The organism is Mycobacterium simulans (assembly GCF_900232995.1).
Lineage (GTDB): Bacteria > Actinomycetota > Actinomycetes > Mycobacteriales > Mycobacteriaceae > Mycobacterium > Mycobacterium simulans.
Genome location: NZ_OCVX01000007.1, coordinates 345013 through 365577 on the forward strand (window position 1 = coordinate 345013; position 20565 = coordinate 365577).

Below are 20565 nucleotides of genomic sequence, written 5' to 3' on the forward strand. Positions count from 1 at the left end.
GAGTGACCGATCACCGCGCCCGGCCGCACCCCGTAAGACTTCATCGTCGCCGCCAGCGCCACCTGCATGGCAAACACGGTCGGCTGCACCCGATCAATGCCCGTCACCACCTCCGGTGCCGACATCGTCTCAGTCACCGAGAATCCCGACTCCGCGGCGATCAACGGCTCCATCTCAGCGATCGTCGCAGCGAACACCGGTTCATTGGCCAGCAAATCGGCACCCATCGCCGCCCACTGCGAACCCTGACCGGAAAACACCCACACCGGGCCCCGATCATCCTGCCCGACCGCCGCCACAAACGGGACCTCACCACCGGCGACCCCACGCAACGCCCCGGACAGCTCTTCTGGGCTGCCGCCAATGACCGCCGTCCGCACCGTCCGGTGCGTGCGCCGCCGTGCCAGCGTGTAGGCCAAATCCGGGATTTCGATCGAGTCCGCGCGCTCGCTCACCCAGTCAGCCAGCCGCGCAGCGGTTTGCTGCAGCCCCTCGGCCGAGGTGGACGATAGCGCAAACAGGAGCGGACCGGTCGTTACGGATTGGGCCGCCTCGCGATGCTGCGCAGCGTCCTCGGGAGCTTGTTCAAGAACGGCGTGGGCGTTCGTCCCCGACATTCCGTACGACGACACCGCCGCCCGCCGGGGCGCGTCACGCCCATCACCTGGCCACGGTGTGTTGTCCTGTGGCACAAAGAGTTTGGTCTCAATCTCGGCGATTTTGTCGGGCAGCTTGGTGAAGTGAATGTTCTTGGGAACCTCACCATGCTGCAGCGCAAGGACCGCCTTCATCAGGGCGAGTGTGCCGGAGGCCGACTGGGTGTGTCCGAAATTGGTCTTCAGTGAGGCCAGCGCGCAGGCACGGTCGATGCCGTATACCTCGGCCACGCTGGCGTATTCGATGGGATCGCCGATAGGAGTCCCAGTGCCATGCGCCTCCACCATGCCGACGGTGGCCGGGTCCACGCCAGCCGCGGCCAACGCGGCCCGATAGGCCGCGACCTGTGCGGGCCCGGACGGTGTCGCGATGTTGACTGTTCGGCCATCTTGGTTAGATGCCGTGCCGCGTATGACAGCCAGAATCCGGTCACCATCCCGCTGCGCATCCGCCAACCGCTTGAGCAACAAAACGACGCAAGCCTCGCCGACGACGAACCCATCCGCCGCGACGTCGAAGGCATGACAATGTCCGGTCGGAGACCCCATACCGAGTGCCGATCCCGAGACGAACCTCCGCGGATCGAGAGTCAACGAGACGCCACCCGCTAGCGCAAGCTCGCATTCGCTCTCATGCAGGCTCCGGCAGGCTGAATGCACAGCGACCAGGCCGGACGAGCATGCGGTATCGACGGTCATTGCCGGACCACGCAGTCCCAAGGCGTAGGAAATCCGCCCGGAGGCGAAGCTGTAATTGTTGCCCGTGAATCCGTACGGTCCATCCAGCGCGTTGGCGTCGGCCGTTTGCAACGTGTAGTCGCCGCTTGTCATTCCCACGAAGACGGCGGTCTGCGAGTCGGCCAGCGTGGCTGGGCTGCTACCGGCGTGCTCTATGGCTTCCCAGGCGGTTTCCAGCAGCAAGCGGTGCTGCGGATCGAGCGCTGTCGCCTCCTGCTCGCTGATTCCGAAGAAATCGGAATCAAAGCCCGCAACGTCGTCAAGGAACGCGCCCCACTTGGATACCGACCGACCGGGCACGCCGGGCTCGGGGTCGTAGTACTCGTCCGCGTTCCAGCGGTCGGGCGGAACCTCGGTCACCAGATCGTCGCCACGCAGCAACGCCTCCCACAACAGGTCAGGTGAGTCGATGCCCCCCGGCAGCCGGCACGCCATGCCAATGACGGCAACTGGCGTAACGCGTGTCCTATCCACGGTCCTTCTCGTCTCCTTACCCGCGTTTCAAGCTCTTGTCGGTGGCCCATCGTCGAATCGCGGCCCAGGCTGAGACAACCGCAGCACCGGACGCACCCACCGACCCCCACACTTCACGCCAATCAAATAGTTCACTGGCGTGATCAGCAGCGTAGCCGGTTGTCCTCACGCGCGTGGAAAAATCGTGCGTACGTACAAAAAAACTTCCTGCCGTTGGCGTCAATTTCGGGGCGGTTTCCCGACATTATTGACTCGCCCGTCAATCGCAAAGTCCCAGCGTATGACGCACGCGGGGGGATGCGGAGGGTGGTTTCGACGGGTGCTGCTCGCCTTGCGGTCCGACGTCGCCTTCCGTGCCTTGCCGTCACGAAGTGGTGGTGGGCGACGGCTACTATCAGTCCGGCTTTGGTAGCCAGCCGGGCCCTGAACCACGCCAAGTACCACCGAAATTGCTCAGCTGTGGAATACGGATTGCCGAAGTGTGGAAAGCAGCCCGAACTCCGATGTTCAGGCTATGTCTTTCGGCGCTGGAAAATGGCGGAATCCAAGATGTTACGAGCGGATTTTACATCCCGTAATCAAGGTCTCTGCCGCTGAAGCTGTGCGGCATTGCGGCCAACTGCGGTCTCGTTGCGTTGGTCGATCAGGCCGTCGGCGACTTGGACGTATACCGATCTCATCTCTTCGAGGTACCGTGCCACCGATTCATGAGCGATCGGATTGTTCGGGAAGGACGCGGTGACGGTGGTCTCGTGCTGAAACTTGTTGACCCACATACATACCCGCGCTCCGATCCGGCCGTCGCTGAAGACCTTGGCGTTCATTCGCCTCAGATTCGTTGCGATGACAGCAGAAAGCGGAGGCACACCGGCATCGAGGAATGACAGCATCGGAAAGCCGCCTCGAGGTGTCTTGTTGAGCCAAGGCGCCAGTTCCAGTACGCGCTCGAAGGGCACGCCGGCTAGGTGGGTGCTCGCATCGAACGAGCTTTGAGCGCGACGGGCGGTCTCGGCGAAGGATGTGCCGACTTCGACGGTGAACGGTATGTGGCCGATGAACCAACCGGTCGTCATCAGTTCCGCCGTAGTACTGCGGGTGCTGGTAGGAGTAACCGCGTTGTAGGTGTCCGATCCCGTCAGTTCGTATTCGGTGAACGCAGCGGCCGCGAAAACGCCACCGCTGAACCGGGCACCCGCGCTTGTGCAGGCCGCTTCGAATCGTGCTGTTTGGGGCCCGTCCATCAGCTGCAGCGAGAGCAATTCACCCCTAGTGACCAGCGCTGGGTCACCCAGCGGCAAGGGGAAGCTGGGCAGGGAGCCCTCGTTGCTTTCGAAGAATTCGATCCACTGGCGTATCTCCGGTGATTCCAACGTCAACGCGGAGGTGTATGCACGCTCACGTAGGCAGTAATCGTCGTAGCTGCCGACGCTCGGTAGTGGGATCGGGCCGTCGCCGTCCATCAGGGCGTCGTACATCCCTTGGATCTCCCAGAACACGGCACAGATAAACGTCGCGTCGACGTGGAGGTGATCAACGCTGATGCAGAACGTGAAGTGGTCGTCACGCTGAATAATCGCGAACCTGAAGCAATCCCAATCCAGCGGACTCGGCGTGGTCAGTATGTAGTCTTGCCATTGCTTGGCCGTCATCTCCCCATGCTCAGCCGGAATCAATTCGATATCAGTGGGATCGCTGATCGTATGCCTGACGATGCGCCCAGCGTCGGTGAATTCAAACCAACTTCGGTAGGTGTCATGTCGTCTGAGGTGTGAATTGAGGACGTACGTCATCGCACGGGTATCGCATTGGCCGCGGAAATCCAAGGCGGCGACCACGAGTCGCGACATCTCGCAGCCACGCGCAGCTTGATCTCGATAGCCACGCAGGTGACGGGCTTGGATATAGCTTGGTGGCACATCACTTATCGGGGCTTGGCGTGCGGCCGCAAGTGAGGCCGGCGAGGCATGCCAACACCAAACCGAACCGGGGGCAGGAACCCAATTGTCGACGGTCTCTAGACCCAGATGGCCCAAGACAACCAACATCGCTCCTTCGGTTCAGCCCTGACCCCCAGGTTATTTCATGTCGGCTGTTGAGCCTTACATTGTCGCCGCGGCGTTTCGAGTTGGCGCGAGCGCTTCGCACAGATGATCCGCCAAGCCACGCACCGTGGTGATATCGGTCGATTGGATGCGTATGCCGGTTTCGGTTTCGATGCGGGTTCGCAGTTCCAGGTTGCCCAGCGAATCGAGGCCGTACTGGGACAGTGGACGGTCGGGATCGACCGTGCGGCGCAAGATCAGGCTCACTTGCTCGGAGATCAGGTGTCTGAAACGGGTTGGCCACTCGTCGAGTGCGAGCTCGCAGAGTTCGGCGCGGAACTTGCTGTTACTGGATCGCTTTGCGGCGGTGGACTGGAATGCTTCGGCGAAGCGGCTCCGTTGTGCCAGGGCAGTCAACCAAGGCGATCCCACGATCGGTGCGTAACCGCTGTAAACGCGAGTGTGGCGCAGCAGCGCTTCGAACGCGCGGGCACCCTCGTCGGGAGTGATCATCGCGGTATCGCCGCTTTCGGCCAGGCTTGCGCCACGGCCGATCTCGGCCCACGCGCCCCAAGCGATCGCGGTCGCGGGAAGGCCTTGGGCTCGCCGCCAGTGGGTGAAAGCGTCCAGCCAGCTGTTGGCCGCGGCATAGGCCCCCTGGCCGGGCGAACCCAACAGGGCTGCCGCCGAGGAGAACGAGCAGAACCAGTCGAGCGGCGCAGATGCGGTGGCCTGATGTAGATTCCACGCGCCATGAACCTTGGGTGCCCACACGTGCTCGATCAACTCGGCGGTGATGTTGGTCAGGGTGGCGTCCTCGACGACGGCAGCGCCATGCAGTACACCGCGCAACGGAAGCCCAGTCGCCGTCGCCGTGGCGACCAACCGCTGCGCAGTTTCCGCGAGCGCGATGTCGCCGCACTCCACCACGACGTCAGACCCGGTCGCTCGGATGAGTTCGATTGTCTCCATTGCCTTTTGGCTCGGTGTCGCGCGAGAGTTAAGCACGATACGCCCGGCGCCCGCGGCCGCCATCGCTTCGGTGAGGAACAACCCAAGGCCGCCTAGGCCGCCGGTGATGATGTAGGCGCCGTTGGGGCGGAAGACGCGAGCCTGCTCAGGAGGTATTACGACGCTGCTATTGCCGTCACGCGGTATGTCGAGGATGAGCTTGCCGGTATGTTCGGCCGCGCTCATCACCCGGATCGCCGTAGCTGCCTCGGCGAGCGGGTAGTGCGTGCTCTCGGGCATGGGCAGCACGCCGTCGGCGGTCAACCGGTACACCGTGCTCAACAGTTCCCGCACCTCGGTGGGGTGGGTGATCGACATCAACCACAGGTCAAGAGCGAAAAGCGTGAGGTTTCGGCGGAACGGGAACAGGCCCAGCCGGGTGTCGCCGTAGATGTCGCGCTTGCCAATCTCGATGAACCTTCCGCCGAAGGTGAGCAGGTCCACCCCGGCGCGTTGTGCCGCCCCGGTGAGCGAGTTGAGCACAATGTCAACGCCTTTGCCGTCGGTGTCGCGCCGGATCTGCTCGGCGAACTCGATGCTGCGCGAGTCATAGACGTGCTCAATCCCCATGTTGCGCAGTAGCTTCCGACGCTGCGGGCTGCCGGCGGTGGCGAAAATCTCGGCTCCCGCGGCTCGCGCGATCGCGATCGCCGCCCGGCCGACTCCGCCGGTTCCGGAGTGGATCAACACCTTGTCGCCGGCCTTGATCCGAGCCAGGTCGTGCAGGCCATACCAGGCGGTTGCCGCTGCGGTGGTCACCGCGGCGGCTTGGGCGTCGGTGAGGCCCGCCGGAATCTTCGCGGCCAGGTTCGCGTCGCAGATGACAAACGTTGCCCAGCATCCGTGAGCTGAGAGACCGCCAACGCGGTCGCCGACCTTCAGTGCCGTGACGTCGGGTCCGACCGCGGTCACCACACCGGCGAAATCGGTACCCAACCCAGGCTGTGGTCCAAAGCTGGTGCGGTACCTTCCGAATACGCCGAGAACATCGGCGAAATTGATGCTGGAGGCGGTGACTGCGACCTCGATCTGTCCGGGACCCGGCGAAACACGCTCGAATGCAACGAGTTCCATTGTTTCCAGATCCCCACGCGTGCGGATTTGCGTTCGCATCCCGTCGCGGTCATGGCTGACGAGGGTGGTGGGGCGTTCGTCGGGGCGCAGGGGAGCCGGGCACAGGCGGGCGGTGTACCACTGGTCGTCGCGCCAGGCGGTCTCGTCTTCGTCGGAGCAGGCCAGCAGTTGGCGTCCCACCTGCCCGGCGTTGGTCTGGTCGTCAATGTCGATGTGGGTGGGACGCAGCTGAGGATGCTCGGCGCCGATCACCCGCAGCAAACCACGCAATCCGGCTTGCTCGAGGTTGGCGCGGTCGTCCGGCAATACGGTCGCGGCATCTCTGGTGACGACATGCAGGCGCGGCGCGTTGCCCGGGATGTCCGAAAGCTCGTATGCGATACCCGCCAGACGCCGGATGTAATCACTGCGGAGGACGTTTCCGTTCTGGGGGCCGTTCTTGGGCCCCGCCAGGACGACCACACCGGTCGAGCCGTGGAAACCTGTCGGGTCGGCGTGCGGAGGCCAGCACATGCTTTCGCATTCCGCGCCGAGCAGCCGCAACGCGTCGGCCAATTCGGTCGCCAACCGATCGTCGGTGGCGGCGTCGATGTCGATCACCAGCCACCTGCCGGTTGCCTGCGCTGCGGTCTCGGGGAGTTCTCGGCGCTGCCATTCGATGGTCAAGAGCCGTTCGCCCAGCAGGCGATCTTGGTCGGCACTATCGGTGAGGCCCGTGCCCATCAGCAGCCCGCGCACCACGAGCAGCACGGTTCCGTGCTCGTCCATGACGTCGATGTCGGCCTCGACGTTCGTGGTGCAAGCGGTCACCGTGGTCAGGCAGTAGCGGGCGTTGCGCGTCGACGCGCAGGTGCGCAACTGGCGCACACCCAAAGGCAGCAACAGGCCGCCGCTACCCAATTCCTGAATCGCGGGATGGGCCGCAACCGACTGAAAACACGCATCCAGCAGGGCGGGGTGCACGTTGAATCCGGCTTGCTGGGTTCGCACCGAAGTCGGCAAGGCGATCTCGGCCAGTACCGCGTCGATCGTCCCTTCCGATATATAGGCCGCGGCCAGACCGGTGAAAGCGGGACCGAACTGGACACCGCGTGCGTCAAACCACTCACGCAGTTCGTCGCCGTCGATGCGATGCGGATGGGCCGTCAATAGAGTCTTGATATCCCTGATATCGCGCGTTGTGGGCTGGTCGTCATCGTCAGTGGCACACAGGATCGCGGTGGCCCGACGCACCCTGTCGCCCTGCTGGAGCGTCTCGACCTCGAATGTCGCAGCACCGGGCGTCTGCATCGACGCGACGACACCCACGGGGGTCTCCTCGTCCAGCAGCAGCATCTCCTCGAAACGAATGTCGCGGACTTCGGACTTCTCGCCAAGCACGGTGCGGGCCGCGGCCAACGCCATCTCGCAATAGGCGGCCCCCGGAAGTGCGGCCACATTATGTATCCGATGGTCACCCAGCCACGGAAGTGCGCCGGTGCCGAGCTCGGCCTTCCAGGCATGCCGCTCCGGCTCCTCCAATAGTTGTACGTGCGAGCCCAAAAGCGGGTGCACCACAACGATATTGGGAGTGTTGGCGCCTGCCTTGCGCCCGGCACCCTCTGGCTCCAACAGCAGGCGGCGGTTTGTCCACATCGGCAGCGGAGCGTCCACCAGGTGCCCGACGGAATGGCTCACCGAGAAATCCACTGCGGCGCCCACGCTGTACAGGTCGGCCACTAGCCCGCGCAGGCCGTACGGCAGCGGCTGCTGTCGTCGCATTCCGGCCAGGGCTGCCACCGGGATGTCGAGGCTCGCGGCGGTCTGCTCGACGGCGCGGGTCAGCAGCGGGTGCGGCGACAGTTCCCCGAATACCCGGTAGCCGTCCTCGAGCGCCGCACGCACCGCAGCGGCGAACCGCACCGCGTGACGCAAGTTGTCCACCCAATATCGGGCATCGCACACCGGCCGTTCGCGCGGGTCGAACAGGGTCGCCGAGTAGTACGGCAGCTCCGGTGTCAGCGGGGTGACCTCGGCTAGCACTTGGGACAGCTCATCGAGAATCGGTTCGACCTGCGGGGTGTGGGATGCCACGTCGACGGCGACCTCGCGGGCCATCACGTCGCGCGCTTCCCACGCCGCGACAGGGTCGCGAACGGTCGGGGGGGCCCCGCCGATCACGGTGGATTGCGGCGAGGCTACGACCGCGATGACGACGTCCTTGGAGCCGCGACTTGCCAACTCCTCGCGCACCTCTTGAGCGGGCAGCTCCACCGCCGCCATGGCGCCGATGCCCGCGATGTGGGTGCACAGACGGGAGCGGCGACAAATAACACGCACCCCGTCTTCCAGCGAAAGTGCGCCGGCCACAACGGCGGCCGCCACCTCACCGAGCGAATGGCCGATGACGGCGCCCGGCTGGACGCCGTGGGACTTCATGGTGGCGGCCAACGCCACCTGCATGGCGAACAAAGTTGGCTGCACCCAATCGATCCCGGTGACCGTCTGCGGTGCGGTCATTGCCTCGGTGACCGAGAAACCGGATTCCTGAGCGATCAGCGGCTCGGCGGCGGCCACGGACGCGGCAAACACCGGTTCGTTGGCCAGCAGGTCCGCGCCCATGGATGCCCACTGTGAACCCTGCCCGGAGAAGACCCACACCGGCCCGCGGTCGTCCTGGCCGACCGCGGGCCGGTACGCAGTGTCGCCGTCGGCGACCTCGCGCAAGCGCTCGACCAGCTCGGTGTGGCCGGCCGCAAGCCCCGCCGTGCGCCCGGGCCGGTGCCCCCGCCGACGTGCCAGTGTGTAGCTCAGATCCGACGGCCGCACAGGGTCGGTGTGGGTACGCTCGTCGATCCAGTCCGCCAGCCGACGGGAAGTCTGGCGCAGTGCCTCGGCCGAGCTGGCCGACAGCACAAACAGTTGCGGGGCGGCGGGCCCGGAAGGGGCCGCTCCGTTGTGCGGTCTTGTGGGTTCGGTGGCCTGCTCGAGAATGACGTGCACGTTGCTGCCAGACATGCCATACGACGACACGGCCGCTCGTCGTGGTTGGTGGCCGGCCGTCGGCCCTAGTATTGGCCGTACCTTTGGCCACGGCGTAATCTCCTGCGGCACAAAGAGTCCGGTGTCGATTCGGGCGAGTTCATCAGGCAGCCTGGTGTGGTGCACCATCGGCGGCACCAAACCATGCTGCAGCGACAAGATCGCTTTGATGATCCCCACGGCGCCGGCAGCGGCCTCGGTGTGCCCCAGATTGCTCTTCGCCGATCCGAGGGCACATGGACCGTTGTTGCCGTACACCTGCGCCAGGCTGGCGAATTCGATGGGGTCACCGACGGGGGTACCGGTGCCGTGCGCCTCAACCAAGCCGACGGTGTCGGCGTCCACACCGGCGGCCAGCAACGCCGCGCGATAAGCCTCGATCTGTGCATCCCGCGACGGTGTCGAAATGGTATCGGTGCGACCGTCCTGGTTGGTGGCGCTGCCGCGCAGCACCGCAAGGACCCGGTCACCGTCGCGCAGCGCATCGGGGAGCCGCTTGAGCATCAGGATGGCGCAGCCTTCGGAACGGACGAACCCGTCGGCGGCGGCGTCGAACGTGCGACAGCGCCCGGTGGGCGACAGCATCCCCTGCGCGGAGGCCGAGCTGAACACATGCGGTTCCAGCATGACCAGGCAGCCACCCGCTAAGGCAAGGTTGCTCTCGCGCTCGTGCAAACTGCGGCAAGCCACATGCACCGCAAGCAAACTCGATGAACACGCCGTGTCCACGGTCATCGCCGGACCGCGTAGCCCCATCGAGTACGACACCCGCCCGGACGCCATGCTGAAGGCGGTTCCGGTGAATGCATATGCGTCCGCCATGGCGCCCGCGTCGCCGGTAACAAACGCGTAGTCATCGTGGCACATGCCCACGAACACGCCGGTCAGCGAGCCGCTCAACGATTTCGGATCCAGGCCTGCGTGCTCAACCGCCTCCCATGAGGTCTGCATAAGCAAGCGGTGCTGGGGATCGATCGCGGTTGCTTCTCGCTCGCTGATGCCGAAGAAGTCGGGATCAAATCCGGCTACATCGTCGAGGAAGCCGCCCCAGCGCGACACCGACCGGCCGGGCGCACCCTGCTCGGGGTCGTAGTACTCGTCGGCGTCCCAGCGGTCGGTGGGAATCTCTGCGATCAAGTCATCGCCGGCCAGTAGTGCGTCCCACAGCCTGTCGGGGGAATCAATGCCCTTGGGAAGGCGGCATGCCATGCCGATGACAGCGACCGGGGTGACACGTGTGTGATCCACCGTCCTCCACCTCTATTTCACTAGGTTTGGAGGCCATCCTCCCTGTTCAGGACCGCCGGACCAGGGATCAACGCGCCGACGTTTTCTCCGTCGACGTCGCCAGACGCGACGTGGTAGGCGAACCGGAGCCACGCCGACGGCGAAACCGGTAGTGTTGCTGCACGTGGTCGGCTCTTCCATTCCTACTGTGCTGCGCGAGCGCGCCAGCCTGAACCCCAACGATGCGGCAATCACCTACATCGATTACGAGCAAGATTGGGACGGTGTTGCACAGACCCTGACGTGGTCACAGTTGTATCGGCGGATGCTCAACGTTGCCGAGCAGATCAGAGGTTGCGGGTCGACCGGTGATCGCGCGGTGATACTCGCACCGCAGGGTTTTGAATACATCATTGGATTTCTCGGCGCGTTGCAGGCCGGATTTACCGCAGTTCCACTGACGGTTCCCTACGGCGGTGCCCACGATGAGCGGACGATTTCGGTCCTGAGTGACACCTCGCCTGCGGTCCTGCTGACCACGTCGGCCGTCGTCGACAATGTCACTCCGCATGCGCAGCCGCAGCCGGGACGAAACGCACCATCGATCATTGAGCTGGATTTACTGGACCTGGATTCTCGGCCCCCGTCGGGCGCCTCTCGTGCCGTCAAGGACGCGCCGGAAATCCAGTATTTGCAATACACTTCGGGCTCCACTCGGGCACCGGCCGGGGTGGGAATCGCGAACAAAAATGTGTTCGCCAATTTCGCGCAGATGATCGCCGACTTCTTTGCGGCCGAGGGGGGTGTTGTCCCATCGGACATGACCGTGGTGTCTTGGTTGCCGCTGTACCACGACATGGGTCTGCTGTTGGGAGCCATCATGCCGATCCTGATCGGTTCACCCACCGTGCTAACGAGTCCCGTGGGTTTCCTGCAGCGGCCAGCGCGATGGATAGAACTGATGGCCGGCAACAGTTGCACGGTTTCCGGCGGGCCGAATTTCGCCTTTGAATTGGCGGTGCGCAAGACTTCGGACGAAGACATGGCCGGGCTTGATCTCGGGCACGTGCACAGCATCCTCGACGGCAGCGAGCGAGTACAGCCCGCAACCCTCAAGCGCTTCGCTGAACGCTTTGCGCCCTTCAACTTCAATGCCAAAGCGCTGCGGCCCGCATATGGCATGGCGGAAGCAACCGTGTACTTGGCGACCCGTACCGCGAGCGAACCACCCAAGATCGGTTACTTCGAATCCGAGAAACTGCCTGCCGGTCAAGCGATTTCGTGCCCAACCGGTAGCGGCACTCCGCTGGTCAGCTACGGCACCCCGGAGTCAGTGCTCGTGCGCATCGTCGATCCCGACACGAGTATCGAGTGTGCAGCTGGAACGGTCGGCGAGATCTGGGTCCACGGAGACAACATCGCGTCCGGCTATTGGCAGAAACCTGAAGAGACCAAGCGCACATTCGGCGCAAAGATTGCCACGCCTTCAGAGGGCACACCCGAAGGTCCCTGGCTGAGAACCGGAGATTCGGGCTTCTTCTCCGACGGAGAGATGTACATCATCGGTCGCATCAAGGATCTCTTGATTATCTACGGGCGCAACCATTCTCCCGATGACATTGAGGCGACGATCCAGGAAATCACGGCTGGTCGCTGCGCTGCGATAGGGGTTCCGGATGGTAGCGCTGAGAAGCTCGTTGCGATCGTCGAAGTTAAGAAGCGGGGCGAGTCCGACGAGGAGGCGAAGGACAGGCTTCGCCTGATCAAGCAAGATGTGAACGCGGCGATATATAAGTCGCACGGACTGAGCGTGGCCGATCTTGTTCTGGTATCGCCGGGGTCGATTCCGATCACCACGAGCGGCAAGATCAGGCGAGCACAGTGCGTCGAGCTGTACCGGCAACGCGAGTTCAGCCGCTTGGACGCTTAACGCTATGTCGGACGGCGCGGTGGCCCGGGCATTAGTGCTGCAGGCCCCGCGCAACCTGGTTATCCGGGAGTACGCGCTTCCCGACATCGGTGCGGACGACGCACTGGTGCGGGTCGAGGCCTGCGGGCTGTGCGGGACCGATCACGAGCAGTACACCGGCGAGCTTTCTGGCGGGTTTGCGTTCGTACCCGGCCACGAGACGGTCGGGACGATTGAGGTGATCGGACCGCAGGCGGCGGCGAGATGGGGTGTGTCTGCGGGCGATCGGGTAGCCGTCGAGGTTTTCCAGTCCTGTCGCCAATGCGCAAACTGTCTTTCCGGCGAGTATCGCCGCTGCGTACGTCACGGCCTGGCCGACATGTACGGCTTCATTCCGGTCGACCGTGCGCCGGGGCTGTGGGGCGGGTACGCCGAATACCAGTACCTGGCGCCAGATTCAATGGTGTTGCCGGTTGCCGGCGACCTCAGCCCCGAAGTGGCTACCCTGTTCAACCCGCTGGGCGCCGGAATACGTTGGGGTGTAACGGTTCCCGGCACCAAACCGGGAGACGTCGTGGCGGTGCTTGGCCCGGGTATCCGGGGGCTGTGTGCCGCCGCGGCGGCAAAGGAGGCGGGCGCCGGGTTCGTGTTGGTAACCGGGGTGGGCCCCCGTGACGGCGAGCGGTTGGCGCTGGCTTCCCAGTTCGGTGCCGACCTGGCCGTCGACGTTGCCGTTGCGGATCCGGTCGCCGCGCTGACACAGCACACCGGTGGGCTTGCTGACGTCGTGCTCGATGTCACCGCGAAGGCGCCGTCTGCGTTCGCGCAGGCGGTCGCGCTGGCCCGTCCTGCTGGGACGGTCGTTGTCGCCGGCACCCGAGGTTTCGGCAGCGGCGCGCCCGGATTCTCACCCGACGTGGTCGTGGTCAAGGAGCTGCGCGTGATGGGCGCCCTCGGCGTCGACGCCACCGCATACCGGGCCGCGCTTGATCTGTTGGTGCCCGGTCGTTCCCCCTTCGACAGTCTGCCCCGCCGCTGCGCGCGCCTCGAAGATGCTGAGGACCTGCTGGCTACCATGGCCGGAGAACGCGACGGCCTTCCCCCAGTACACGGAGTGCTTACACCATGACCTCACCCATGAAGTCAACCCGGGTACCTCTGTTGCCGGTCGACGAGGCCAAGGCCGCTGCCGATGAAGCCGGCGTGCCCGATTACATGGCCGAGCTCAGCATCTTCCAGGCATTGCTGAACCACCCGCGTCTGGCGCGGACCTTCAACGACCTGCTCGCCACCATGCTGTGGCACGGTGCCCTGCAGCCGCGGCTGCGCGAATTGGTGATCATGCGCATCGGCTGGCTCACCGCGTGCGACTACGAGTGGACCCAGCATTGGCGCGTCGCATCCGGGCTTGGCGTGTCAGCCGACGACCTGCTCGGCGTGCGGGATTGGCAGGACTACGACGGCTTCGGGGCGACCGAGCGCGCCGTGCTGGCAGCCACCGACGATGTTGTGCGCGACGGCGCGGTGAGTGCCGAGAGCTGGGCAGCTTGTGAGCGTGAATTGCAGGGCGATACAACGGTTCTCATCGAACTCGTGACGGCGATTGGCTCGTGGCGGATGGTCGCTTCGATCCTGCAAAGCCTGAAAGTCCCGTTGGAAGAAGGGGTGTCCAGCTGGCCGCCCGACGGCGTGTCGCCCAGCTGATCTCGCCGAGCGTGCAGCCAAAGCGAGATTTCGCGAGATCTTTCGCGCTGAGTGCACGTTGGGCGAAGGCGAAAAGCGTTGCGGTTCAGACGATCCGGTAGGTCTGCACGGCGTGGGCAACGACGTTGCCCTCGGGATCGGTCGCGGTGATCTCGGTGAAGATGAGTTCCTTGCGCCGCCGGGCAGTGCGGGCATGACACAGCAGGTCGCTGCGTTTCGCCGCGCCGGTGTACTGGATGCTCATCGCCACCGTCGAGGCGCGTACGCCCTTGTCGAAGTCGTGGTTCGACCATGCGGCTGCAGCACCGGCGGTGTCCATCACCGACGCGATCACCCCGCCATGAAAGTAGGTGCCGTCATTGGTGAGGTCTTCTCGGAACGGAAGCCGGATCGTCACGTCGTCGGGTTCGTATTGTTCGAACACGACACCGAGCCCGCCGATGAACGGCGTGCTCCGCATCAGGTCGCGCACCGCCTGGCGACGCTCGTGCTGCTGCTCGGTGGTCAATGGCTGGGCCATAGCGGGTAGGCTACCGTATTCGATTGACATATCAATCAATAGCTTTTAGCGTCGGCGAAATGCGAACAAGAGTCGCCGACATGCTCGGTGTGGAGTTCCCGATCTGCGCTTTCAGCCACTGCCGAGATGTCGTGGCTGCGGTGACCAACGCCGGCGGTTTCGGGGTGCTGGGTGCCGTCGCCCACAGTCCTAAGCGGCTGGACAGCGAGCTGACCTGGATCGAGGAGCAAACCGGCGGCAAGCCGTATGGAGTCGACCTGCTGTTGCCGCCCCGCTACGTTGGCGCCGAGCAAGGAGGGATCGACTCGGCGCAAGCCCGCACCCTGCTGCCGGAAGAGCATCGCGCCTTCGTCGAGGACCTGCTGGCCCGGTACGGGATCAATCAACCTGCCGAGCGGGAGCGCGCACCGTTATCCGGTGGCGGGCTGAACATCTCACCCAAGGGCTACGAGCCGCTGCTGGAAGTGGCCTTTGCCCACGACATCCGCTTGATCGCCAGCGCGCTAGGTCCGCCGCCGAGCGATCTTGTCCAGCGGGCTCACGACCACAACGTGCTGGTGGCCGCCCTGGCCGGCACCACGCATCACGCCCGGCGGCACGCTGCCGCTGGTGTGGACCTCATCGTCGCGCAGGGCACCGAAGCCGGGGGACACACCGGCGAGGTGGCGACCATGGTTCTGGTTCCCGAAGTAGTGGATGCGGTTTCGCCGACGCCCGTATTGGCCGCGGGCGGGATTGCCCGCGGCCGCCAGATCGCCGCGGCGCTAGCCCTGGGCGCCGAGGGCGTGTGGTGCGGTTCGGTGTGGTTAACGACCGAAGAAGCCGAGACGCCTCCGGTGGTTAAGGACAAATTCCTGGCGGCGAGCTCTTCGGACACGGTGCGGTCGCGATCGATGACGGGCAAGCCCGCGCGGATGCTGCGCACGGCCTGGACCGACGAGTGGGACCGGCCCGACACTCCCAACCCGCTTGGCATGCCGTTGCAGAACGCGCTGATCAACGAGCCACAGCTGCGTATCAACCAGGCGGCTGGCCAGCCGGGCGCCAAGGCTCGTGAGCTTGCGACCTACTTCGTCGGCCAGGTCGTCGGTTCGCTCAACCGGGTGCGGCCGACGCGTTCGGTGGTGCTCGAAATGGTCGAGGAGTTCATCGACACCATCGGACAGCTCGAGACCCTTGTCGATAGGTGATGCGAAATGAGCCGCACCAGCACCAGGCGGCGTCGCGCGATCAGCGACGAGGAGAAGTCCAAACGGCGCGAGGAGATCATGGCGGCGGCCAAAAAGGTGTTTGCCGGCAAGGGTTTTCACGCCACCACCATCGCCGACATCGCCAAGCAGGCGGGCCTGGCATACGGGTTGGTCTACTGGTACTTCGATTCCAAGGACGATTTGTTCCATGCGTTGATGGCCTCGGAGGAAGAGGCCTTGCGTACGCATCTCAGCGCGACGTTGTCGTCATTCACCGGCGAAGCAGCGGCGCCGCGGACCTCCTTTCACGCGCCCTTAAAAGCCGGCGTGCAGGCAACCTTCGAGTTCTTCGAAGCCGACAAGGCAACCGTCAAACTGCTGTTCCGTGACGCTTATGCGTTGGGCGATCGATTCGAAAAGCACCTCGGCGGGATTTACGAGCGATTCATCGATGACATCGAAACCTTCATCGTCGCCGCTCAGGAGCGTGGCGAGGTGGTGTCGGCGCCACCTCGAATGATCGCGTACACGGTGGCGGCACTGGTCGGCCAACTGGCACATCGGCGGCTTAGCACCGACGACGACGTCACCGCAGCTCAGGTCGCGGATTTCGTCGTTTCACTGGTTCTTGACGGGCTGCGCCCGCGCCCCGCTGGTAGCTGAGACCACGCGGCCATAAGGCCAGCTCAGCGGGTATAAACCTGGCCAATAGCTGTCAGCCCGCATCGTGGAAGCGTAAAGATTCGAACATGCGGCCCCGATGATGTTGACCGAGCCGGATGGGTCGTGCATCATCGTCGGGTAAGCACCTCGTTAGGTGAGGCGGCTACACGAACATAGGCCACTGACCCCGAACGTCGAAAGACGCCCCGGGTCAGGACAGCTCCTCCCGGCTTAAGGGTTGAGCCCAGGTGGCTTCCGGTTACCGGACACGTCGTGTGGTGCCAAAGCTCTGACGAGTGGGGTGCGGATTTCCGACAGTGGTCGGTTTTTCCTTCCCCCTTTGGTGCACCTGGATCGTGCGGTACCCGCACGCGTCGTGACCGTGAGGAGGTGAGGGACGAATGAGTTCCAGTGATAGTCCGGACCGATATCCGGGCTGTGTTTCGTCCCGATCCGGCCTCTGGCGCGACGTTGTCGACTGAGTCGTCAAACCCAGACATCACGCGCCTCTAGAGCGGAATCGCTACGGGACGGGACCAGGTCAGTTCAGGTCAGTGTCCACATGTTCCAAGTTTGATTTCCGTCCAGGAGGCGATCATGACCGCAGCTCTGTACGACGAAGTAGTAACCGTAGCGCCCGCGCCACAGCTGCACGTGGTGCGCGACGTCCCGACTCAGGCCCCCGCGCCCAAGAAGACGGCCCGGCAGATCGACACCCGGCCTTTCGGCGCCGGCGGCGACCCACTGGTCGACGGGGCCGCTCGCTTGCTGAGTGTTCCGCTGCGGCACGTGTACGCCGCGTTGTGGCGTGTCGGGCTTCTCGAGATCCAAGCCTGAGTCCGATGGCTAGTGAGCAATCTGGGCTCCAAGGGGCTACCCGGCCGCAGGCCTAGCCCGCGACCAGGTAACCCCTTGGAGCCGTCGACGCCGCCACGTGGATTTGTGGCGCTTAAGTAGAATCGGCCTATCGGCATCGATCCGGCTATCACCGGGGAGCCTTCGGAAGAACAGCCAGCCTGGCCTAGTAGAGCCGAACGGGTGGGCCCGTCACAGCCCCAAAGTTGAGCGGTCACGCACGAGCGTGGCAAGCGGGGTGGTACCGCGGCGGTTGTGCACCAGCGCATCGTCGTCCCCGGGCCTGACCTGGCACAGGGAGACGACGCACCTTGACCGAGAACGCTGACCCCAAGGCGTATCCGAAGCTGACCGGTGGTTCACCCGACTTTCCGGCGCTTGAGCTCGGGGTCCTCGATTACTGGACCCGCGACGACACCTTCCGCGCCAGCATCGCTCGCCGCGACGGCGCGCCGGAGTACGTGTTTTATGACGGCCCACCGTTCGCCAACGGTTTGCCGCACTACGGGCACCTGCTGACCGGCTATGTCAAGGACATCGTGCCGCGGTACCGCACCATGTGCGGCTACAAAGTCGAGCGCCGCTTCGGTTGGGACACCCACGGGCTGCCGGCCGAGCTCGAAGTCGAGCGCGAGCTGGGGATCACCGACAAATCCCAGATCGACGCCATGGGCATTGCCGCCTTCAACGATGCCTGCCGCGCATCCGTATTGCGCTATACCGACGAATGGCAGGCGTATGTAACTCGGCAAGCTCGCTGGGTCGACTTCGACAACGATTACAAGACGCTCGACATCAGCTACATGGAGTCGGTGCTGTGGGCGTTCAAGCAACTGTGGGACAAGGGCTTGGCATATGAGGGCTACCGGGTACTGCCGTACTGCTGGCGCGACGAAACCCCGCTGTCCAATCACGAATTGCGAATGGACGACGACATCTACCAAAGCCGCCAAGACCCCGCGATCACCGTCGGACTCAAGGTTGCCGGCGGCGAATTGGACGGTGCCTACCTGCTGGTGTGGACGACGACGCCGTGGACCCTGCCGTCAAACCTTGCGGTGGCTGTCCATCCGGACGTGACCTACGTGCAGGTCAGGGCCGGCGATCGGCGTTTCGTGCTGGCCGCGGCGCGGCTGGCCGCCTACGCACGCGAACTCGGTGAGGAGCCCGAGCTGCTGGGCACGTACCGGGGTGCCGACCTGCTGGGCACTCGGTACTTGCCGCCGTTTTCGTTTTTTATGGACTCGCCCAACGCTTTTCGGGTGCTTTCGGCCGACTTCGTTACCACCGAGGACGGTACCGGGATGGTGCACATGGCACCGGCTTACGGTGAGGACGATATGGCGACCACCGACCCGGTCGGCATTGTGCCGGTCACTCCGGTCGATTCCAAGGGCCGCTTTGACGCCACGGTTCCGGAATACCGGGGCCAGCACGTCTTTGACGCCAACCCGCAGATCATCCGCGATCTGAAGAACCAGAGCGGTCCGGCGGCCGCCAACGGCGCGGTGCTACTCCGCCACGAAACCTATGAGCACCCCTACCCGCACTGCTGGCGTTGCCGAAACCCATTGATCTACCGGGCGGTGTCGTCCTGGTTCGTCAGGGTGACAGACTTCCGGGATCGCATGGTGGAGCTGAACCAGCAGATCACGTGGTATCCCGAACACGTCAAGGACGGCCAGTTCGGCAAGTGGCTGCAGGGTGCTCGCGATTGGTCGATCTCGCGAAACCGCTACTGGGGCACGCCGATTCCGGTGTGGAAGTCGGACGACCCGGCGTATCCGCGGATCGACGTTTATGGCAGCCTCGATGAGCTGGAACGCGACTTCGGTGTACGGCCGACCAACCTGCACCGGCCCTACATCGACGAGCTGACCCGTCCCAACCCCGACGATCCCAGCGGCCGTAGCACGATGCGGCGTATTCCCGATGTGCTCGACGTGTGGTTCGACTCGGGTTCCATGCCGTATGCCCAGGTGCACTACCCATTCGAGAGCGAGGACTGGTTCCAGGGGCATTATCCCGGTGACTTCATCGTGGAGTACATCGGGCAGACCCGCGGCTGGTTCTACACGCTGCATGTGCTGGCCACCGCGCTGTTCGATCGTCCGGCATTCAAAACCTGCGTGGCTCACGGGATTGTGCTGGGCTCCGACGGCCAGAAGATGAGCAAGTCACTGCGCAACTATCCGGACGTGAACGAGGTGTTCGACCGTGATGGCTCCGATGCCATGCGGTGGTTCCTGATGGCCTCGCCGATCCTGCGCGGCGGCAATCTGATCGTCACCGAACAGGGCATCCGCGAGGGCGTCCGGCAAGTCTTGCTGCCGTTGTGGAACGCCTACAGCTTCCTGGCGTTGTACGCACCGAGAGTCGGTACCTGGCGTACGGACTCGTCGCATGTCCTGGACCGCTACATCCTGGCCAAGCTGGCCGGGCTGCGCGACGATCTGACCCATTCGATGGAGGTCTGCGATATCTCCGGGGCGTGCGAACAACTGCGCCAGTTCGCCGAGGCGTTGACGAATTGGTATGTGCGACGGTCACGTTCACGGTTCTGGGAGGAAGATGTCGATGCGATCGACACCCTGCATACCGTGTTGGAGGTGACCGCGAGGCTGGCTGCACCATTGCTTCCGCTGACCACTGAAATGATCTGGCGTGGTCTCACCGGACAGCGTTCGGTTCATCTGACAGACTGGCCGCAGACCGACGAGCTGCCCACTGATGCCGAGTTGGTGGCCGCAATGGACCAGGTCCGTGAGGTGTGCTCCGCCGCATCCTCGCTGCGCAAGGCCAAGAAGCTGCGGGTACGTCTGCCATTGCCGAAACTCACTGTGGCAGTGGAAGATCCGCAACGATTGAAGCCATTCACCGACCTGATCGGCGACGAACTCAACGTCAAGCAGGTCGAACTGACCGACGCGATCGACGCCTACGGTCGGTTCGAGCTCACCGTCAACGCCCGGGTGGCAGGGCCGCGTCTCGGTAAGGATGTGCAGGCGGCGATCAAGGCGGTCAAGGCCGGCGAAGGCATCGTTAACCCGGATGACACCTTGACGGCGGGTCCGGTGGTGCTGCAGCCCGATGAGTACAGCTCCCGGCTGGTAGCCGCCGACCCCGAGTTCACCGCGGCCCTACCGGGCGGCACCGGCCTCGTCGTCCTGGACGGCACGGTGACTCCAGAATTGGAGGCCGAAGGCTGGGCCAAGGACCGCATCCGCGAACTACAGGAGTTGCGCAAGTCGACCGGTCTGGATGTTTCCGACCGCGTCAGTGTGGTGATCTCGGTGCCCGCCGAACGCGAAGCCTGGGCGCGCACTCACCGCGATCTCATCGCCGGCGAAATCCTAGCCACCAGTTTCGAATTCGGGGAGCCGGCCGACGCTGTCGAGCTCGGCGACGGGGTTCGGGTGGCGATCGCTAAGGCTTGACCACGCGCCAGCGCTGCCTGCCTGCACCGACTTTGACGTGAGAA

General features: G+C 64.3%; 11 protein-coding genes and 1 riboswitch. Of the genes, 7 read left to right on the plus strand and 4 right to left on the minus strand.

Going from position 1 to position 20565, the window contains the following annotated elements:
* The 3 genes from MSIMFI_RS23755 to pks2 form a co-directional block, all read right to left on the minus strand.
* A partial coding sequence (locus MSIMFI_RS23755) for a type I polyketide synthase (RefSeq protein ID WP_263597453.1) occupies positions 1-1829 on the minus strand: 1829 nt, incomplete at its 3' end.
* Positions 1830-2446: 617 nt separating this feature from the next.
* The gene (locus tag MSIMFI_RS23760) at positions 2447-3913 is read right to left on the minus strand and encodes a condensation domain-containing protein (RefSeq protein WP_191499413.1); all 1467 of its coding nucleotides are present in this window, start codon (positions 3911-3913) and stop codon (positions 2447-2449) included.
* Positions 3914-3967: 54 nt separating this feature from the next.
* Positions 3968-10225, minus strand: a complete 6258-nt coding sequence (gene pks2 / locus MSIMFI_RS23765; protein ID WP_396820585.1) for a sulfolipid-1 biosynthesis phthioceranic/hydroxyphthioceranic acid synthase — start codon at positions 10223-10225, stop codon at positions 3968-3970.
* A 202-nt stretch (positions 10226-10427) separates the two neighbouring features.
* On the opposite strand from pks2, the gene MSIMFI_RS23770 reads away from it, so the two are divergent.
* From MSIMFI_RS23770 to MSIMFI_RS23780, 3 genes are read left to right on the plus strand one after another with little or no spacing between them, the layout of a single operon-like run.
* Positions 10428-12173, plus strand: a complete 1746-nt coding sequence (locus MSIMFI_RS23770) for an AMP-binding protein (protein WP_191499415.1) — start codon at positions 10428-10430, stop codon at positions 12171-12173.
* Positions 12174-12177: 4 nt separating this feature from the next.
* Positions 12178-13281, plus strand: a complete 1104-nt coding sequence (locus MSIMFI_RS23775; protein WP_191499416.1) for a zinc-dependent alcohol dehydrogenase — start codon at positions 12178-12180, stop codon at positions 13279-13281.
* 8 nt (positions 13282-13289) lie between these two features.
* On the plus strand, positions 13290-13856 hold the full coding sequence (locus MSIMFI_RS23780) for a carboxymuconolactone decarboxylase family protein (RefSeq protein ID WP_191499826.1): 567 nt from the start codon (positions 13290-13292) through the stop codon (positions 13854-13856).
* An 85-nt stretch (positions 13857-13941) separates the two neighbouring features.
* Here MSIMFI_RS23780 and MSIMFI_RS23785 read toward each other — a convergent pair whose 3' ends face one another.
* Entirely contained in the window at positions 13942-14376 is a 435-nt protein-coding gene (locus MSIMFI_RS23785; RefSeq protein WP_191499417.1) for a PaaI family thioesterase, read from the minus strand.
* A 59-nt stretch (positions 14377-14435) separates the two neighbouring features.
* Here MSIMFI_RS23785 and MSIMFI_RS23790 point away from each other — a divergent pair, with 59 nt between their 5' ends.
* From MSIMFI_RS23790 to ileS, 4 genes are all read left to right on the plus strand, one after another.
* On the plus strand, positions 14436-15566 hold the full coding sequence (locus tag MSIMFI_RS23790) for an NAD(P)H-dependent flavin oxidoreductase (protein WP_191499418.1): 1131 nt from the start codon (positions 14436-14438) through the stop codon (positions 15564-15566).
* Between the two features lie 6 nt (positions 15567-15572).
* On the plus strand, positions 15573-16229 hold the full coding sequence (locus tag MSIMFI_RS23795; RefSeq protein WP_191499419.1) for a TetR/AcrR family transcriptional regulator: 657 nt from the start codon (positions 15573-15575) through the stop codon (positions 16227-16229).
* 139 nt (positions 16230-16368) lie between these two features.
* A riboswitch (M-box (ykoK) riboswitch) is annotated at positions 16369-16537 on the plus strand.
* Positions 16538-16826: 289 nt separating this feature from the next.
* Positions 16827-17066, plus strand: coding sequence for an Rv1535 family protein (locus MSIMFI_RS23800; protein WP_186242897.1), 240 nt, complete (start codon positions 16827-16829; stop codon positions 17064-17066).
* 329 nt (positions 17067-17395) lie between these two features.
* A complete protein-coding gene (gene ileS / locus MSIMFI_RS23805; RefSeq protein ID WP_191499420.1) occupies positions 17396-20521 on the plus strand; it encodes an isoleucine--tRNA ligase in 3126 nt (1041 codons plus the stop codon).
* The last annotated feature ends 44 nt before the right edge of the window (positions 20522-20565 follow it).